The organism is Kitasatospora sp. NPDC051914 (genome assembly GCF_040680995.1).
GTDB lineage: Bacteria > Actinomycetota > Actinomycetes > Streptomycetales > Streptomycetaceae > Kitasatospora.
This window is the reverse complement of sequence record NZ_JBFAXX010000020.1, coordinates 109,717-125,927: the sequence shown is the minus strand read 5'-3', so window position 1 is coordinate 125,927 and position 16,211 is coordinate 109,717. Positions and strand designations below refer to the sequence as shown.

The window sequence follows — 16,211 nt, the reverse complement described above, 5'->3', positions numbered from 1 at the left end:
CCGCTGGCGTGAACCCGGGCGGGGGGGGGGGGCGGTGGGCCCCCCCCGCCCCGGCCGGTCACGTTTTCAACCAGCGCCCGGTCACGGTTGGGGTGCCGTTTCGGGCCCGACGACGGGGGCTGTGCGTACCCCGTCCCGGCGACATGGGACGATGGCCTGCATGCCAGCAACGCCGACGCCGAGCGACCGCAACGGACGGTTCAACCGTCCGGACGCCTCGATGTCCTTGCTGACCAATGTGATGGACCACAGTCTGGACGAGGGCTACGCCGAGGCGGCCCGCCGTTCCGAGGGCCCGAGCCGGCTGCCGACGTCCCTGCGGGGCAAGCTCACGCTGGCCCTCGGGCTGGCGCTGGCGGCGACCGTGGTGACCGTGGGCGGGGTGAACACCTCCAAGGCCGAGCCGACGCTCGCCAAGGAGCGGGACGCGCTCGTGCACCGCGTCAACGACTCCACCAGGACGGCGGACGACCTGCAGCGGCAGGTCGAGGACCTGCGGGACCGGGTGGGCCGGGCCCAGCAGGACGCCCTTCCCGTCGGCGGGGACGACCGGCTGGCGCAGCTGGCGGCCCGTACGGGCACCGGGGAGATCAGCGGGCCCGGAGTGAAGCTGGTCATCGAGGACGCGGCGGGCACCGGCGCGGGCGGCTCCGTGAGCAATCCGCGGGAGGCCGAGGGCTTCAGCAACACCGGCCGGCTGCGCGACCGGGACCTGCAGCTCGTGGTGAACGGGCTGTGGCTGTCCGGCGCCGAGGCGATCTCGATCAACGGCCAGCGGCTGACCACCCTGTCGGCGATCCGCGCCGCCGGTGATGCCGTGCTGGTGGACAACCGGCCGCTGGTGCCGCCGTACACCGTGCTCGCGGTCGGCAACGGCGAGCGGTTCGCGGAGACCTTCAGGTCCAGCTCGGCCGGGCGCTACCTCAAGCTGATCGAGGAGAGCTACGGCATCAAGTCCAACCTCTCGGTGCAGAAGAAGATGTCGCTGCCGGCCGCGCTCGGTGTGACCCTGCGGACGGCCCGGCCGCAGAGCACCGAGTCCTCGGCCCCGGCAGGAGCCTCGCCCTCGGGCAGTGCCCCGCCGTCGGCTTCCGCCCCCGCCAGTACCGCCACCGGTTCGCCGGCCGCTACGGCCGGAACAGCCACCTCCACCCGGACAGGAGTACCTTCACCGTGATTGCCGTTCTGGGGCTCGTGATCGGCGTCGTCGTCGGCCTCTTCGTCCAGCCAGAGGTGCCCGACGCCGTTGTGCCGTACCTGCCGATCGCGGTGGTGGCGGCGCTGGACGCGGTCTTCGGCGGCGTCCGCGCGATGCTGGACGGGATCTTCAACGACAAGGTGTTCGTTGTCTCGTTCCTGTCGAACGTGGTGGTGGCGGCGTTGATCGTCTTCCTCGGCGACCAGCTCGGTGTGGGGGCGCAGCTCTCCACCGGCGTCGTCGTGGTGCTCGGTATCCGGATCTTCTCCAACGCAGCCGCGATCCGGCGGCATGTGTTCAGGGCGTAAGGAGAACCAGTCGTGGAACAGGACGACAAGCCGAAGGGCCGGCCGGGGCCGCAGGAGCCCGTGCCCGCTGCCGACCACCCTGCTGCCGAGCCGCCGGCCGCCGGGGCGTCCGCCGCCGAGCCGTCTGCCGTCGAGCCTGCCGAGCCGGTGGCCGAGGAGCCCGCGGTGGAGCCGGCCCCGGAGAAGGCCGCTGCGGCTGACGCAGCCGCCGAGGAGGCTGCCGGGCCGGGGGAGGACGGGCCGCGCCCGCACACGGCCGGTGCAGGCGCCTCCGAGGACGCCTCCGAGGAGGGGCCGGCCGACGAGGAGAACCCGGCCGACGCCGACGGCACGTCCGGCAGTGACACGGCCGCCGGCAGCAACGGTGAGGGCGACTCGCGCCGCAGGCTCAGGGCCGCGGTGTGGCCGCCACGGATATCGCGCGGGCAGCTGGTCGTGGCCGTGCTGCTCTTCGCGCTGGGCCTCGGCCTGGCGATCCAGGTGCGCTCCACCAACGACCACAACCAGCTGCGCGGCGCCCGCCAGGAGGATCTCGTCCGCATCCTCGACGAACTGGACAGCCGCCAGCAGCGTCTCCAGCAGGAGAAGACGCAGCTCGAGCAGTCCCTGACCCAGTTGGAGAACAGCTCCAACCAGGCGAAGGAGGCTCAGGAGCAGACCAGGAAGAAGGTGTCCGAGCTGGGCGTGCTCGCGGGGACCGAGCCGGCAACCGGGCCGGGAATCGTCTTGACGATCAATGATCCCCAGGGGCAGGTGAAGGCGGATATGCTGCTGGACACCCTGCAGGAACTCCGGGCGGCGGGAGCGGAGGCGATTCAGATCAACGATGTGCGTGTGGTGGCCGGCACCTACTTCACCGACGGCCCCGACGGCGGTGTGCAGATCGACGGCAAGAGCGTGTCGCAGCCGTTCCGCTTCACGGTCGTGGGCAACCCGCAGGACCTGACGCCCGCGCTCAACATCCCGGGCGGCGTCGTGCGCACCTTGGAGAAGGAGCAGGCGACCGCCGTCATCACCCAGCAGCAGAAGGTCGTCGTCGACGCGCTCGCCGAGCCCAAGCCGCTGCAGTACGGCAATCCGGCGGCGAAGTGACGGGTCGACTGTCCTACGGTCCGTCAGGTTTCCGCCACCCCCGGTGGCGGGCCGCCGAGGCACCTGAGGCACACTGGGATGTTCCACCCGGGCGGTGCGCTCCGCCGCCTGCTCGGGCCCGGCCGGATGCCGGGCCAGCTGCCTGTCCGAGCCTGTCACCCTGCCCCGCGGGCGGGTCTGTCACACGCAAGGGGATTCGCCCGTGAGTCTGTTCTCGAAGCTGTTCGGCCGCAACAACCGCCAGGATTCGGTCGAGGCGCCCACCGCGCGCCACCGCCGCCCGGGTGAGGAGGCCGCCGTTCCCGGCATGCGGCCCGCGCCCGAGGCGGACCAGTACGCCGAGCGGCCGCTGTTCCGCGACGGCCAGGGCGCAGCTCCGTACGAGGGGAATGCGCAGGGCTACGGCGCGTCGGTTGAAACGGGTGGCGCGCCGCGCATAGGTTTCCCGGCAGCACCCTCAACCTCCGGTGGAGGGTTTACCCCGGACCCCTACGCCGGGCACGTCCAGCAGGGTGTGCCGAGCCAGGAGGCTGTGACGATGGCTGGCACCTCTCCGTGTCCGCGGTGCGGCAACCAGAACCCCCTCACGGCCAGGTTCTGCTCCAACTGCGGCACGGCGCTGCGCCACGCCCCGGTGCCCGAGGGTGCCGCCGAGACCACGTCGACCATCTCGATCTCCGGCATCGAGTCGTACGAGCCCGGTGCCACGTCGACCGGCGCCACCCCGGCGCTGTCGCCCGAGGTGCTGGCCGCGATCGACGCGCTGCCGCCGGGCTCGGCCCTGCTGATCGTGCAGCGCGGCCCGAACTCGGGCAGCCGCTTCCTGCTGGACTCCGACGTGACCACCGCAGGACGCCACCCGCAGGGCGACATCTTCCTGGACGACGTGACGGTCTCGCGCCGGCACGTGGAGTTCAGGCGGCTGCCCGGCGGCGGCTTCTCGGTGGCGGACGTCGGCAGCCTGAACGGCACGTACGTCAACCGGGAGCGGATCGACGAGGTCACGCTCAACAACGGTGACGAGGTCCAGATCGGCAAGTACCGGCTGGTGTTCTTCGCCGGTCACGCCCGGGGGTACTGAAACCGACGTCGGCAGGAGCCCGTGTGACTGCGAATCCTCCCACCACCCTCGGGGCCACCCCCGTGCCCGCCACACGACGTGCGGCCGAGGCACGGGGGAGGGGCGGCGACGAGCTGCTCTCGATCGGTGCCGTGCTGGCCTTCCTCCGGGACGACTTCCCCGAGGTCACCATCTCCAAGATCCGCTTCCTGGAGGCGGAGGGGCTGGTCGACCCGCAGCGCACCCCCTCGGGCTACCGCAAGTTCAGCGCCGGTGACGTCGAGCGACTGGCGTACGTGCTGCGCATGCAGCGCGACCACTACCTGCCGCTGCGGGTGATCCGCGAGCACCTGGACGCGATCGAGCGGGGCGAGTCGCCACCGGCGCTGCCGGCCCCGGAGGCCAGGCCCGGGCCACTGGAGGAGGCGGACCGCGAGCTCGTCGCCGCGGCCGGGGCGGTCACCGGCGTCCGGCTCGGCCGGGCCGAACTGCTGGCCGCGGCCGAGGCGGAGGAGGCCGAGCTCCTCGAGTGGGAGTCGTACGGCCTGGTCGCGGCGGGCACCGACGGCGGGTACGACGGCGAGGCGCTGCAGATCGCCCGGCTGGTCGCCGAGCTCGGCCGGTACGGGCTGGAGCCCCGGCACCTTCGGGCGATGAAGGCCGCCGCCGACCGCGAGGTCGCGCTGGTGGACCAGGTCGTGGCGCCGCTGCGGCGGCACCGCAACCCGCAGACCCGGGCGCACGCCGAGACCACCGCCCGGGAGCTGGCGACGCTGTCGGTGCGGCTGCACGCGGCCATGGTGCAGGCGGGGCTGCGTGCCCGGCCGAGCTGACCGCCGGCGCCCCCGCTGCGGGCCGGCCGGGCCGCGACACCCCGGGGGCATGTCGGCTGACCAGCAGGGGAAGGGCTGCGCTTTCCTATCGGCGGCGCGAGCCATAGGGTTGCCAGTGTGAATGAGCTCGACGTCGTGGGTGTCCGGGTGGAGATGCCTTCCAACCAGCCGATCGTGCTGCTGCGGGAGGTAGGGGGAGATCGGTACCTGCCGATCTGGATCGGTCCGGGCGAAGCGACCGCGATCGCCTTCGCGCAGCAGGGCATGACCCCGGTGCGGCCGCTGACGCACGACCTCTTCAAGGACGTGCTCGACGCGCTCGGCCAGCAGCTCACCGAGGTGCGGATCAGCGACCTGCGCGAGGGCGTCTTCTACGCCGAGCTGATCTTCTCCGGCGGTGTCGAGGTGAGCGCGCGCCCCTCGGACGCCATAGCGCTGGCCCTGCGGACCGGGACGCCGATCTACGGCAGCGAGAACGTGCTCGCCGAGGCCGGCATCGCCATCCCGGACGAGCAGGAGGACGAGGTGGAGAAGTTCCGCGAGTTCCTCGACCAGGTCTCGCCCGAGGACTTCGGGGGCGGCCAGCAGTAGCCCCGCGGGCTGCTGGTACCGCCGGGGCCGGCGCGCCGTTCGCGGCCGCCGGCCGCGTCGTTCTCCCAAGACGTAGTACCGGCCGCAACCCTCTGCAACTCACGCTTTGCAAAAAGTCGCCGTCCTACCCACACTTGGGGCACGAAAAACCACTCTCCGGAGTGACATCCGACCGGAGCCCCGGCGTGGCGATCGTTGACGGGCCTGTGGTGACTGCCTACCGTCAAGGGAGGCTACGGTCGGTCGGCGCCGTCCGGCGTCCGGAGAGCTGCGGGACCGAGTGGACGGAGGCAGGCATGAGCGGTAACGGCGATGAAGCCGCCGCCGGGGGCCTGTGCGCCGTGCACGTGCCGCGGGCAGGCCGCACCCCGGGCCCGCGTTCCTGGGAGGGCCCGGCGGAGCCCATCGAGGGCGAACGCCCCCGGGTGGGCCGGTTCCCGGCCGTCCAGGCCGGCCAGCCCGCGATCGAGCGCATCCCGCCGACCTCGGCCCTGGTCGGCTACCGCGGCCCGACCGCCTGCGCCGCCGCCGGTATCACCTACCGTCAACTCGACTACTGGGCCCGCACCGGGCTGCTCGAGCCGAGCGTCCGCACCGCGTACCCGGCCGGTGCGCAGCGACTGTACAGCTTCCGCGACATCCTGCTGCTGAAGATCGTCAAGCGGCTGCTGGACGCCGGCGTCTCGCTGCAGAACATCCGGGTCGCCGTGGCCCACCTGCAGGTGGCCGAGCCCGCCGACCTCACCGGCCTGACCCTGATGTGCGACGGCGCCACCGTCTACGAGTGCACCAGCCCCCAGCAGGTGGTCGACCTGCTCGGCGGCGGCCAGGGCATGTTCGGCATCGCGGTCGGTGCGGTATGGCAGGAGCTGGAGGCCACCCTCGGCCGGCTGCACGCCGAGCGCACCGACACCGGCGAGACCCTGGTCGGCCACGACCCCGCCGACGAGCTCGCCCGCCGCCGCAACCGCGCGGTCTGACGCCCCGTCAAGTCGGGTCGGCTGCACCGGGCGGGAACCGCCGCTGCCGCCCGGCGCGTCCCGCCTGATGTGTCGATCAAGGATCTGAAGGCCCTGCGCCGGGCCGCAGCGCGTCTGAAGCGGCCACTGCCCGGGCTCGGCGACCGGAAGGGGCGGCGCCGCTGGTTCCAGGCCGCCGTCGTGTTCAGCGCCGTCGCACTGGCGCCCAGCGCCTGGCTGTGGACGGCCCAGGACGGCCGCGTCCGCACGGTGGCCGACGCACCCTCCGCGCCCGTCGCCGTGGTCTTCGGCGCCGGCCTGTTCGACGGCGAGCCCTCCCCGTACCTCGCCCACCGGCTGGACGCGGCGCTGAGCCTCTACCAGCAGCACAAGGTGCAGGCGATCCTGGTCACCGGCGACAACAGCACCACCGACTACGACGAGACCGACGCCATGCGCGACTACCTCACCGAGCGCGGCGTGCCGGCGCAGCGGGTGGTCGGCGACTACGCGGGCTTCGACACCTGGGACTCCTGCGTCCGGGCCCGCCGCATCTTCGGCGTCGACCACGCCCTGCTGGTCAGTCAGGGCTTCCACGTGCGCCGCGCACTGGCCCTGTGCGAGGCCGCCGGCATCGAGTCGCACGCGGTGGCCGTGGACGAGCCGCGCAACTCCACCTGGTACTACGGCGGGCTGCGCGAGATCCCCGGCGCCGGCAAGGCGGCCCTGGACGCCTTGCTGCGCCCCGACCCGACGTTCCTCGGCGAGACCGAGACCGGCGTCGCCCGCGCCCTCGCGGACGCCGCCCGGCCGTAGGACGCGTGGCACGGCGGCGCTCCCGCCCGTAGCCCCGTGTCCTCGGACGCACCCCGCCTCGAACGAATTGTCAGAGCCGTGCGCGATGATCTCCGTGTGCGGACTGTGCCGAGCATCATCCACCTCGACATGGACGCCTTCTTCGCCGCGGTGGAGCAGGCGGCCAAGCCGAGCCTGCGCGGCAAACCCGTGATCGTCGGCGGGCTCGGCGGCCGCGGGGTCGTCGCCACCGCCTCCTACGAGGCGCGGAGGTTCGGCGTGCACTCGGCGATGCCGATGGCCCAGGCCCGCCGCCTCTGCCCGAACGCCGCCTTCCTGTCCGGCCGCTTCGCCGCGTACCGGGAGAACAGCGAGATCGTGATGGGCCTGCTGCGCGAGCGCTCCCCGCTGGTCGAGCCGCTCAGCCTGGACGAGGCCTTCGTCGACCTGGAGGCCGGCCCGTACGGTCCCGCGCTGGCCGCGGCCGACCCGGAGACCGGCGCCCAGCTGGTGCTCGCGGTCGCCGAGGACCTCCGCGCCGACATCCTCGAGCGCACCGGACTGACGGCCTCGGTGGGCGCGGCAGGCTCCAAGCTGATGGCGAAGATCGCCTCCGAGCAGGCCAAGCCCGACGGGCTCGTCCTGGTGGGGATCGGCTCCGAGCGGGCGGTGCTCAGCCCGATGCCCGTCCGCGCCCTGCCGGGGATCGGCCCGGCCACCGAGCAGACGCTGCGCCGGGCCGGGCTGACGACCGTGGCCGACCTCGCCGCGGCGGGGGAGACGGAACTCGTCCGACTGCTCGGCCGTGCACACGGCACCGGGGTCCACCTGATGGCCATCGGGCTGGACGAGCGGGCGGTGGTGCCGGACCGGGACGCCAAGTCCGTCTCCGTGGAGGACACCTTCGAGGTCGACCTCGCCGACCGGGACCGCATCCTGCACGAGATCGACCAGCTGACCGCGCGCTGTGTCGGGCGGCTGCGGGCGGCCGGCCGCTCGGGCCGCACGGTGGTGCTGAAGGTGCGGCGCTTCGACTTCTCCACGCTCACCCGCTCGGAGACGCTGCGCGCCCCCACCGACGACGAGGCGGTGATCGCCGAGACGGCGCGCCGGCTGGCGCTGCAGGTCGACACCACCGGCGGGGTCCGGCTGCTCGGGGTCGGCGTGTCCCAGCTCGCCGACTACACCCAGGAGGACCTGTTCGCGCAGGCCGCCCAGGCGGCGGAGTCCGAGCGGGCCGTCGAGGCGGAGCGTGCGGCCGAGGCCGAGCGGGGCCCGGAGTCGGAGCGGGGCGGGGAGGCGGCAGCGGAGGGCGGGGCCGCCGGGGAGCAGGCCGGACCTGGGCCGGGCGGCGGGCCGCCGGTGGAGAGCGGGTCGCTGCTGCTGCGGCGCTGGCTGCCCGGCCAGGACGTGGCGCACCGCGAGTTCGGCCCCGGCTGGGTGCAGGGGAGCGGCGTCGGCCGGGTCACCGTCCGCTTCGAGACGCCGTACAGCGCGCCGGGCCGGGTGCGGACCTTCGCCGTCGACGACCCGGACCTGCAGCCCTCGGGGCCGTTGCCGCTGCGCGAAGCCTGAGTCACCGCCGGGCGGGCGGGGTGGCGGCGTCGGGGAGGAATGCCGAGCGGCCCCGCACCGTCCCTGGTGCGGGGCCGCTCGGCGGGGCCGGGCCGTATCCGTGGTCGCGATGCCCACAACCTCCCACGGGGGTCCGGCCCCCTCGCGCCCTGTCCCCTGGCGCGAGGAGACGCCTCGTCAGGCGTCGGTCTTGGCCAGCTCGGGGCTGGGGGCGGCCGTGGTGCCGGCGGCCGGGGCCGGCTGGGCGGCCGGCTTGATCCGGCGGATGGCGAACGGCACCAGGCCGGCCACGACGCAGACCACGGCGGCGGTCCAGTAGGCGTGCTCGTAGGCGTCCAGTGTCGGCAGGGCGACCGGGATCGGCAGCTTCATGGTGTCGCCGGTGAGGATCGCGGCCATGACGGCGGTGCCGATGGCGCCGCCGACGGTGCGCAGCACCGCGTTCATGCCGTTGGCGATGCCGCTCTGCTCGGCCGGGACGGCGCCGTTGATGTAGGCCGGCATGGCGGCGTAGGCGAGGCCGACGCCGAGGCCGAAGACGGCGGAGGCCAGGTAGATGTCGATCTCGTGGCTGTGCCGGACGCCGAGGTAGGCCATGGCGATCGCGCCGAGGATGCCGCCGGCGACGAGGGGCAGGCGCGGGCCGCGGCGGGCGATCATCAGGGCGCCCAGCGGGGCGGCGACCATCGAGCCGAGCGCGGACGGCAGCAGCATCACGCCGGCGTGCAGCACGGTGGCGGTGAAGCCGTAGTGGGCGAGCTTCTCGGGGGTCTGGGCGAAGTTGCTGATGACCATGAAGGAGCCGTACATCCCGAAGCCCATGAGCAGGCCGGAGATGTTGGTGAAGGCGACGGCCGGGCGGGACATCATCTTCATGTCGACCAGTGGGTGGCTGACCTTGACCTCGATGAGGATCCAGACGAGGGCGACCACGGCGGCGACGGCGAACAGGCCGAGGGTGCGGTTGGAGGTCCAGCCCCAGTTGTTGCCCTGGCTGACGGCGATCAGCAGGGCGGAGAGCCAGCCGGCCAGGGTGAGGGCGCCGAGCGGGTCCGCGCCGCCGTCCTTGTCGACGACCGGGTCCTTGGGCACCCGCAGGGCGACCAGCGCGACGGCGAGCAGGCCGAAGGCCAGGCCCATCCAGAAGATCGACTTGTAGCTCCAGTGCTCCAGCAGGAGGCCGGTGGCGACCAGGCCGAGGCCGCTGCCGACGCCCATGGAGGCGCTGATGGCGGCGACGCCGCCGGTGACCTTGGCCTTGGGCAGCTCGTCGCGGACGATGCTGATCGCGAGCGGCAGCACGCCACCGCCGGCGCCCTGCAGGACGCGGGCGACGACCAGCCAGGTGAAGGAGTGCGTGCCCACCGCGAGGGCGGAGCCGGCGACCAGGCCGGCGAGCGAGACCAGCAGCATCGGCTTGCGGCCGCGCAGGTCGCCGAACCGGCCGAGCAGCGGGGTGAGGACGGCTGCGGACAGCAGGTTGGCGGTCATCAGCCAGGTGATGCTGGAGCCGGAGACGTCCAGCTCCTTGGCCAGCGACGGCAGGATCGGCACGACCGCGGTCTGCACCACGCTGAACGCCAGCATGGCAAGCACGAGCGCGGGGAGCACCCGCGCACTGCTCGGCCGGTCTGCCGTGGTGGCGGGCTGTGGGGCCTCACTCACGGTGGTTTCCTCCCGTTTTGGTACTGCCCGGAGCCTGGTCAAGTGCTTCAGGCGAGAGATAGTGAATCAGCTGAAGTAACGATGCAGGCTGATACTTCAATGTGTCAAATATCGATTGGTGAAGCTTTGGCAAAGTGAAGGCCCCGGTCCGCATCGGCGGACCGGGGCCTTCACTCGGCGAACGGGCGACGCCCGCCCGTGCTCAGCTGCGCCGCAGCGGATCCGGCCGGGGCCCGGCCGTCCGGGCTGCCACCTGCGCGGGCGCCGGACCCGCCGGGTGCGGGCCGGTGTGCGCGGCCGCCGGCGCCGGACCGTCGGCCGCGGCGTCGGCCGGCAGCGGCCCGTACGGCTGGTGCGCCGTCCCGTCGTGCACCTCCACGTGTTCGCGCCGCAGCTCCTCGCGGACGAACTCCTCCTCGGTGTACCGCTCGACCACCAGTCGGACCCGCTCGACCGGCGCCAGGTACTTGCGCACCACCGGCCGCTCCTCGCGCAGGGTCACCTCCTCCACCGCCTCGGCGATCTCCTGCTCGGTCAGCGCGGCCCGCTCGGCGTCGGTCACCGGCACCCGCTCCACCCGGACGCGCTCGCGCACCACCGGCACCCGCCGCTCCACGGCCTCCGAGGTCACGTACTTGCGCAGCCGCGCGGTGCCCAGCACGTGCCACTCGGTGCTGATGTCCAGGCGCTCCTCGCGGCAGGTGACCTCCACCGGCCCGCGCGGCCCGGCTTCACCGTCGGCGTGCTGCTCCTCGGCGGACGGCGCCCGGTGCGGTGCGGCGGACGGCGCGACCAGCGGGCGGACGTTGCCGCCGGCCGGCACCGCCTGGAGCCGCATCGTGTTGTCGTGCGCCTCCGGGCGGTGCCGGCCGTCGTGCGGCTCGGCGCGGTCGTGCCGGGTGCCGGGCCCACCGTCCGGCTGCCGGGCGGGGCCGTGGCCGTTCGCGGCGGGCGGCCCGGCCGCCGGGGCGGGGGCCGGGCCGGGGGAGGCGTTGGCCACCGACCCGAAGCCGGTGTCCCGGCTGCGCCCGGCCGGGGCGGCGGGCGCCTCCGCGGTCGGGCGGCCGGTGCCCGAGGTGTCCAGACCGTAGTAGCGGTAGAGCTGCAACTCCTGGGCCGGTGAGAGGTGCTGGCCCACGCCGAAGTCCGGGGACTCCTTGACCAGCGACTTGTCGTACGGGACCCGCAGCTCCTCGCCGGAGAACTCGCTGGTGGTCAGCGGGACGAAGGCGTCCCGGCCGAAGATCCCGGTGCGCACCGCGGCCCACTCGGGCTCGCCGGTTGCGTCGTCGAGATAGACCTCGTCGACCGTGCCGATCTTGTCACCGTTCCGGTCGACCGCCTTGTGCCCGATCAGGTCTCGCGGATCGATATCGGTCTGCACGCTGTCCTCCAGTGCAACTGCTCCTGTGGTACTCGAAAGTGGGGTCACCTGGAGGAGCTGGCCAGACGCCATCTCACACAAAACGCCATGGACCGGACAGCGGCGAGCCGAGCGGGGCCGTCCGGGCCGGTGATCGGCCGTCCGGGGGAACGCGGCGCGTGGGACGCCGGTCACAGCACCCGCCATCGACGGGTGTCCCGCTGGTACCCTGGGCGGCGACCGCCGAGCCCGCGCGGGAGAGTCCCCGACCCTGCTGAGCTGGGGCAAGGGGCGCCGAAGGAGCAACTCCTCCCCGGAATCTCTCAGGCATCCGTACCGCACGGGACAGGTCACTCTGGAAAGCAGGGCAGGGCCGTCGGCACAGGAGCCGTCGGTGACCACCCTCACCGACGGTGCAAGCCGAAAAGATGCCCCAGGGCGTCGGGGCGGCGAAGCTCTCAGGTACCGATGACAGAGGGGGAGGCCTGACGGGTTCGTGCGTCCTCGGCTCCCCACGGCGGCCGACCGGCGTGCGTACCCCCGCCGGTCCGTGACCAGGAGGCCTCGACCCCCATGAACGCCCAGCCGAACCTCACCGAGCTCGAGCAGGCCAGCCCCTTCGAGACCCGCCACATCGGCCCCGACGCGGCCGCCCAGGCGAAGATGCTGGCCCAGGTGGGCTACGCCTCCCTGGACGAGCTGTCCGACGCGGCCGTGCCCGAGGCCATCCGCAGCCTGACCGCGCTGGGCCTGCCCGCCGGCCGCAGCGAGGCCCAGGTGCTCGCCGAGCTGCGCGAGCTGGCCGGACGCAACCAGGTCGCCACCTCCATGATCGGCCTCGGCTACTACGGCACCTTCACCCCGCCGGTGATCCTGCGCAACGTGCTGGAGAACCCGGCCTGGTACACCGCCTACACCCCGTACCAGCCGGAGATCTCGCAGGGCCGCCTCGAGGCGCTGCTGAACTTCCAGACCCTGGTCTCCGACCTGACCGGCCTCGCCACCTCCGGCTCCTCCCTGCTCGACGAGGGCACCGCGGCCGCCGAGGCGATGGCCCTGGCCCGCCGCGTCACCAAGGTCAAGGGCGGTGTCTTCCTGATCGACGCCGACACCCTGCCGCAGACCGTCGCCGTGATCGAGACCCGCGCCGTGCCGACCGGCGTCGAGGTCGTCGTCGCCGACCTGTCCGAGGGCATCCCGGCCGAGATCGCCGAGCGCGGCGTCTTCGGCGTGCTGCTCCAGTACCCGGGAGCCTCCGGTGTCGTCCGCGACCTCGCCCCGGTCATCGAGCAGGCGCACGGCCTCGGTGCGGTCGTCGCGGTCGCCGCCGACCTGCTCGCCCTCACCCTGCTCAAGTCCCCGGGCTCGCTCGGCGCCGACATCGCCTGCGGCACCTCGCAGCGCTTCGGCGTCCCGATGGGCTTCGGCGGCCCGCACGCCGGCTACCTCGCCGTCCGCGCCGAGTACGCCCGCAACCTGCCCGGCCGCCTGGTCGGCGTCTCCGTCGACTCCGACGGCAACCGCGCCTACCGCCTCGCCCTGCAGACCCGCGAGCAGCACATCCGCCGCGAGAAGGCCACCAGCAACATCTGCACCGCCCAGGTGCTGCTCGCCGTGATGGCCTCCATGTACGCCGTCTACCACGGCCCCGACGGCCTGGCCACGATCGCCCGCCGCACCCACCGCTACGCCGCGGCGCTCGCCGAGGGCCTGCGTGCCGGCGGCGTCGAGCTGGTGCACGGCGCGTTCTTCGACACCGTCACCGCCCGCGTCCCGCAGCGCGCCGACGAGGTCGTCGCCGCCGCGCTCGCCGCGAACATCAACATCTTCAAGGTCGACGCCGACACCGTCTCGATCTCCTGCGACGAGACCACCACCCGCGAGCACGTCGCCGCGCTCTGGGCCGCCTTCGGCGTCACCGGTGCCGAGCTGGCCGAGACCGCCGACGCGCTGCCGGCCGCCCTGCTGCGCGAGGACGAGTACCTCACCCACCCGGTCTTCCACAGCCACCGCTCCGAGACCGCCATGCTGCGCTACCTGCGCCGCCTGTCGGACCGCGACTACGCGCTGGACCGCGGCATGATCCCGCTGGGCTCCTGCACCATGAAGCTCAACGCGACCACCGAGATGGAGCCGGTGACCTGGCCCGAGTTCGGCCAGCTGCACCCCTTCGCCCCGGCCGACCAGGTGCAGGGCTTCCTCAGCCTGATCCACGGCCTGGAGCAGCAGCTCGTCGAGGTGACCGGCTACGACGCGGTCTCCATCCAGCCGAACGCCGGCTCCCAGGGCGAGCTGGCCGGCCTGCTGGCCGTCCGCGCCTACCACCACGCCAACGGCGACACCCAGCGCGACGTCTGTCTCATCCCGTCCTCCGCGCACGGCACCAACGCCGCCTCCGCGGTGATGGCCGGCATGCGCGTCGTCGTGGTCAAGACCCTCACCGACGGCGACGTCGACGTCGAGGACCTCAAGGCCAAGATCCAGCAGCACCGCGACCAGCTGTCCGTGCTGATGGTCACCTACCCGTCCACCCACGGCGTGTTCGAGACCGAGATCACCACCATCTGCGAGCTGGTGCACGAGGCCGGCGGCCAGGTCTACGTCGACGGCGCCAACCTCAACGCGCTGGTCGGCCTCGCCAAGCCGGGCAAGTTCGGTGCCGACGTCTCGCACCTGAACCTGCACAAGACCTTCTGCATCCCGCACGGCGGCGGCGGCCCTGGCGTCGGCCCGGTCGCGGTCCGCGAGCACCTCGCGCCGTACCTGCCGAACCACCCGCTGCAGGAGGAGGCCGGCCCGGCCACCGGCGTCGGCCCGATCTCGGCCGCCCCGTGGGGCTCGGCGGCGATCCTGCCGATCTCCTGGGCGTACGTCCGCCTGATGGGCGGCGAGGGCCTCAAGCGCGCCACCCAGGTGGCCGTGCTGAACGCCAACTACATCGCCAAGCGGCTCGCCCCGCACTACCCGGTGCTCTACACCGGCCCCGGCGGCCTGGTCGCGCACGAGTGCATCATCGACCTGCGACCGCTCACCAAGGAGACCGGCGTCACCGTCGACGACATCGCCAAGCGCCTGATCGACTACGGCTTCCACGCCCCGACCATGTCCTTCCCGGTGGCCGGCACGCTGATGATCGAGCCCACCGAGTCCGAGGACCTGTACGAGATCGACCGCTTCTGCGAGGCGATGATCGAGATCCGCGCGGAGATCGACAAGGTCGGCTCCGGCGAGTGGCCCGCCGAGGACAACCCGCTGCGCAACGCCCCGCACACCGCCGCCAACCTGGCCGGTGACTGGCAGCACGCGTACACCCGCGAGGAGGCCGTCTTCCCGGCCGGCGTGAACCCCGCGGACAAGTACTGGCCGCCGGTGAGCCGCATCGACGGTGCGTACGGCGACCGCAACCTGGTCTGCTCCTGCCCGCCGCTGGACGAGTACGGCAACTGAACCGGTAGCGCATGACGGCGAGGGCCCCGGAGGAAGCTTCCTCCGGGGCCCTCGCGGCGTTCGGGACGGCCTGGCGGCCGTCGGGCGGCTGTTGCTTGCCGGGTGGCTGTGCTGCCGGGTGGTGGCGCTTGTCCGTCAGGCTGCCACGGCGAGCGGCCGCCGCGGGGCGATCACCCGGCCGTCGGGCAGCAGTTCACCGGTGTCCTCGAAGAGGAGGACGCCGTTGCAGAGCAGGCTCCAGCCCTGCTCGGGGTGGCGGGCCACCGGGACGGCCGCTTCGCGGTCGGCCGACTCCGCCGAAGGGCACTCAGGACGGTGCTGGCACATAGCTCGTACCCTCGCTTCGCTCGCGATCCTCCCCGCCGCACGGCACCCCCGTGGCGCGCCGCCCTGCCGGCGGATCATCCTCTTCGCCGGCCCAGGTGTGAACCGGCGCTCCAGTGGGTAGGACAACCGCCCACTCGTGCTGGTTCCCAGTGTCGGCATCCCGCGGCCTTCCCGCAGCCGTTTCGTGACATGCGCCACAACTCCTTGCCGGAGATCACCCGTTCAGGCGGCCGAGCAGCGCGGGAACGACGAAACGGGCCACCGGTGACCTGACCCCAATGGGTCAGACCCGATGGCCCGTCCGGGCGAGTCGACGCGTCGGCCCGGCGGGGCCGCGGCGCGTCAGCCCTGGCCGAGCAGGACCGCGGTGCCGCCGAGCGGCGGGCGCTCCAGGGCCGCCAGCAGCTCGGCCGCGTGGTAGATCCGGTGCGCCGTCACGCCCAGCGGCGCGGGGGAGAGCGGGATCAGCAGGTCGTCCCCGCCGTCCGGCGCCGAACCGTTCAGCCACAGGGCGGTGGCGTAGTGGCCGGGCATCGACAGCAGCCGCGGCAGGCGGATGGTGCGCGAGCCCTGCGCCAGCTGCCAGGCCTGCCGCAGCGCCTGCACCGTGGAGTCGAGGTAGGGGCCGGCCGCGAAGTGCGAGAAGGCGTGCCCGCCCGCCGTCTCGGCGACCTCCGCCGCGGCGACCACACCGCCGGTGCCGTGCTTGATGAGGAACCGCCAGCCGGTGCGCCGCGCCGTGCCGAGCGCGGACCCCTCCAGCACGTAGACGGCCAGCGGATGCGCGGGCAGCAGCGGGCCGGGGGTATGGCGCAGCGCGGCTGCGGCCGGCTTGCTCAGCGCGCTCTCGTCGTCGAGGGCGGCCAGCACGGCGCGCAGGGCGCTGGGCGGTGGCTGAGGGGTCTGCAGAGTCATGGCGGGTCGCCTCTCTGTGCGAGATCGGCGTGCGAGTGCGGCATACCGGCGTGGCGGGACCTGGCCGTGTCCGGTTGGGCATG

General features: G+C 73.3%; 14 protein-coding genes and 1 riboswitch. Of the genes, 10 read left to right on the top strand and 4 right to left on the bottom strand.

Annotated elements, in window-relative coordinates; translation table 11 throughout:
• The first annotated feature begins 160 nt into the window (after positions 1–160).
• From AB0M03_RS15710 to AB0M03_RS15670, 9 genes are all read left to right on the top strand, one after another.
• Positions 161–1,177, top strand: a complete 1,017-nt coding sequence (locus AB0M03_RS15710; protein WP_363492029.1) for a DUF881 domain-containing protein — start codon at positions 161–163, stop codon at positions 1,175–1,177.
• Positions 1,174–1,506 (top strand): small basic family protein, encoded by a 333-nt coding sequence (locus AB0M03_RS15705; RefSeq protein WP_030269510.1) that lies wholly within the window; start codon positions 1,174–1,176, stop codon positions 1,504–1,506. Before AB0M03_RS15710 ends, AB0M03_RS15705 begins: the two co-directional genes overlap by 4 nt.
• Before the next feature lie 12 nt (positions 1,507–1,518).
• On the top strand, positions 1,519–2,598 hold the full coding sequence (locus tag AB0M03_RS15700; protein WP_363492028.1) for a DUF881 domain-containing protein: 1,080 nt from the start codon (positions 1,519–1,521) through the stop codon (positions 2,596–2,598).
• Between the two features lie 202 nt (positions 2,599–2,800).
• Entirely contained in the window at positions 2,801–3,679 is an 879-nt protein-coding gene (locus AB0M03_RS15695; protein ID WP_363492026.1) for an FHA domain-containing protein, read from the top strand.
• A gap of 62 nt (positions 3,680–3,741) precedes the next feature.
• On the top strand, positions 3,742–4,491 hold the full coding sequence (locus AB0M03_RS15690) for a MerR family transcriptional regulator (RefSeq protein WP_363492040.1): 750 nt from the start codon (positions 3,742–3,744) through the stop codon (positions 4,489–4,491).
• A gap of 117 nt (positions 4,492–4,608) precedes the next feature.
• Entirely contained in the window at positions 4,609–5,082 is a 474-nt protein-coding gene (locus AB0M03_RS15685; RefSeq protein WP_363492025.1) for a bifunctional nuclease family protein, read from the top strand.
• Between the two features lie 296 nt (positions 5,083–5,378).
• Positions 5,379–6,062 (top strand): MerR family transcriptional regulator, encoded by a 684-nt coding sequence (locus AB0M03_RS15680; protein ID WP_363492024.1) that lies wholly within the window; start codon positions 5,379–5,381, stop codon positions 6,060–6,062.
• Between the two features lie 93 nt (positions 6,063–6,155).
• Positions 6,156–6,857: an ElyC/SanA/YdcF family protein gene (locus tag AB0M03_RS15675; RefSeq protein ID WP_363492039.1), complete on the top strand. Its 702-nt coding sequence runs from the start codon at positions 6,156–6,158 to the stop codon at positions 6,855–6,857.
• A gap of 96 nt (positions 6,858–6,953) precedes the next feature.
• On the top strand, positions 6,954–8,411 hold the full coding sequence (locus AB0M03_RS15670; protein ID WP_363492023.1) for a DNA polymerase IV: 1,458 nt from the start codon (positions 6,954–6,956) through the stop codon (positions 8,409–8,411).
• A 177-nt stretch (positions 8,412–8,588) separates the two neighbouring features.
• On the opposite strand, the gene AB0M03_RS15665 is transcribed toward AB0M03_RS15670, so the two are convergent.
• Complete coding sequence (locus AB0M03_RS15665) at positions 8,589–10,076, bottom strand: MFS transporter (RefSeq protein ID WP_363492022.1); 1,488 nt, start codon at positions 10,074–10,076, stop codon at positions 8,589–8,591.
• A gap of 202 nt (positions 10,077–10,278) precedes the next feature.
• Entirely contained in the window at positions 10,279–11,460 is a 1,182-nt protein-coding gene (locus tag AB0M03_RS15660) for a PRC and DUF2382 domain-containing protein (RefSeq protein ID WP_363492021.1), read from the bottom strand.
• A 223-nt stretch (positions 11,461–11,683) separates the two neighbouring features.
• Positions 11,684–11,788: riboswitch (glycine riboswitch) on the top strand.
• A 224-nt stretch (positions 11,789–12,012) separates the two neighbouring features.
• Here AB0M03_RS15660 and gcvP point away from each other — a divergent pair.
• Positions 12,013–14,886 (top strand): aminomethyl-transferring glycine dehydrogenase, encoded by a 2,874-nt coding sequence (gene gcvP / locus AB0M03_RS15655; protein ID WP_363492020.1) that lies wholly within the window; start codon positions 12,013–12,015, stop codon positions 14,884–14,886.
• A gap of 135 nt (positions 14,887–15,021) precedes the next feature.
• Here the strand turns inward: gcvP and AB0M03_RS15650 are convergent, their stop codons facing one another.
• The gene (locus AB0M03_RS15650) at positions 15,022–15,213 is read right to left on the bottom strand and encodes a DUF5999 family protein (protein ID WP_095876357.1); all 192 of its coding nucleotides are present in this window, start codon (positions 15,211–15,213) and stop codon (positions 15,022–15,024) included.
• Between the two features lie 342 nt (positions 15,214–15,555).
• The gene (locus tag AB0M03_RS15645) at positions 15,556–16,128 is read right to left on the bottom strand and encodes a hypothetical protein (protein ID WP_363492019.1); all 573 of its coding nucleotides are present in this window, start codon (positions 16,126–16,128) and stop codon (positions 15,556–15,558) included.
• Between the last annotated feature and the right edge of the window lie 83 nt (positions 16,129–16,211).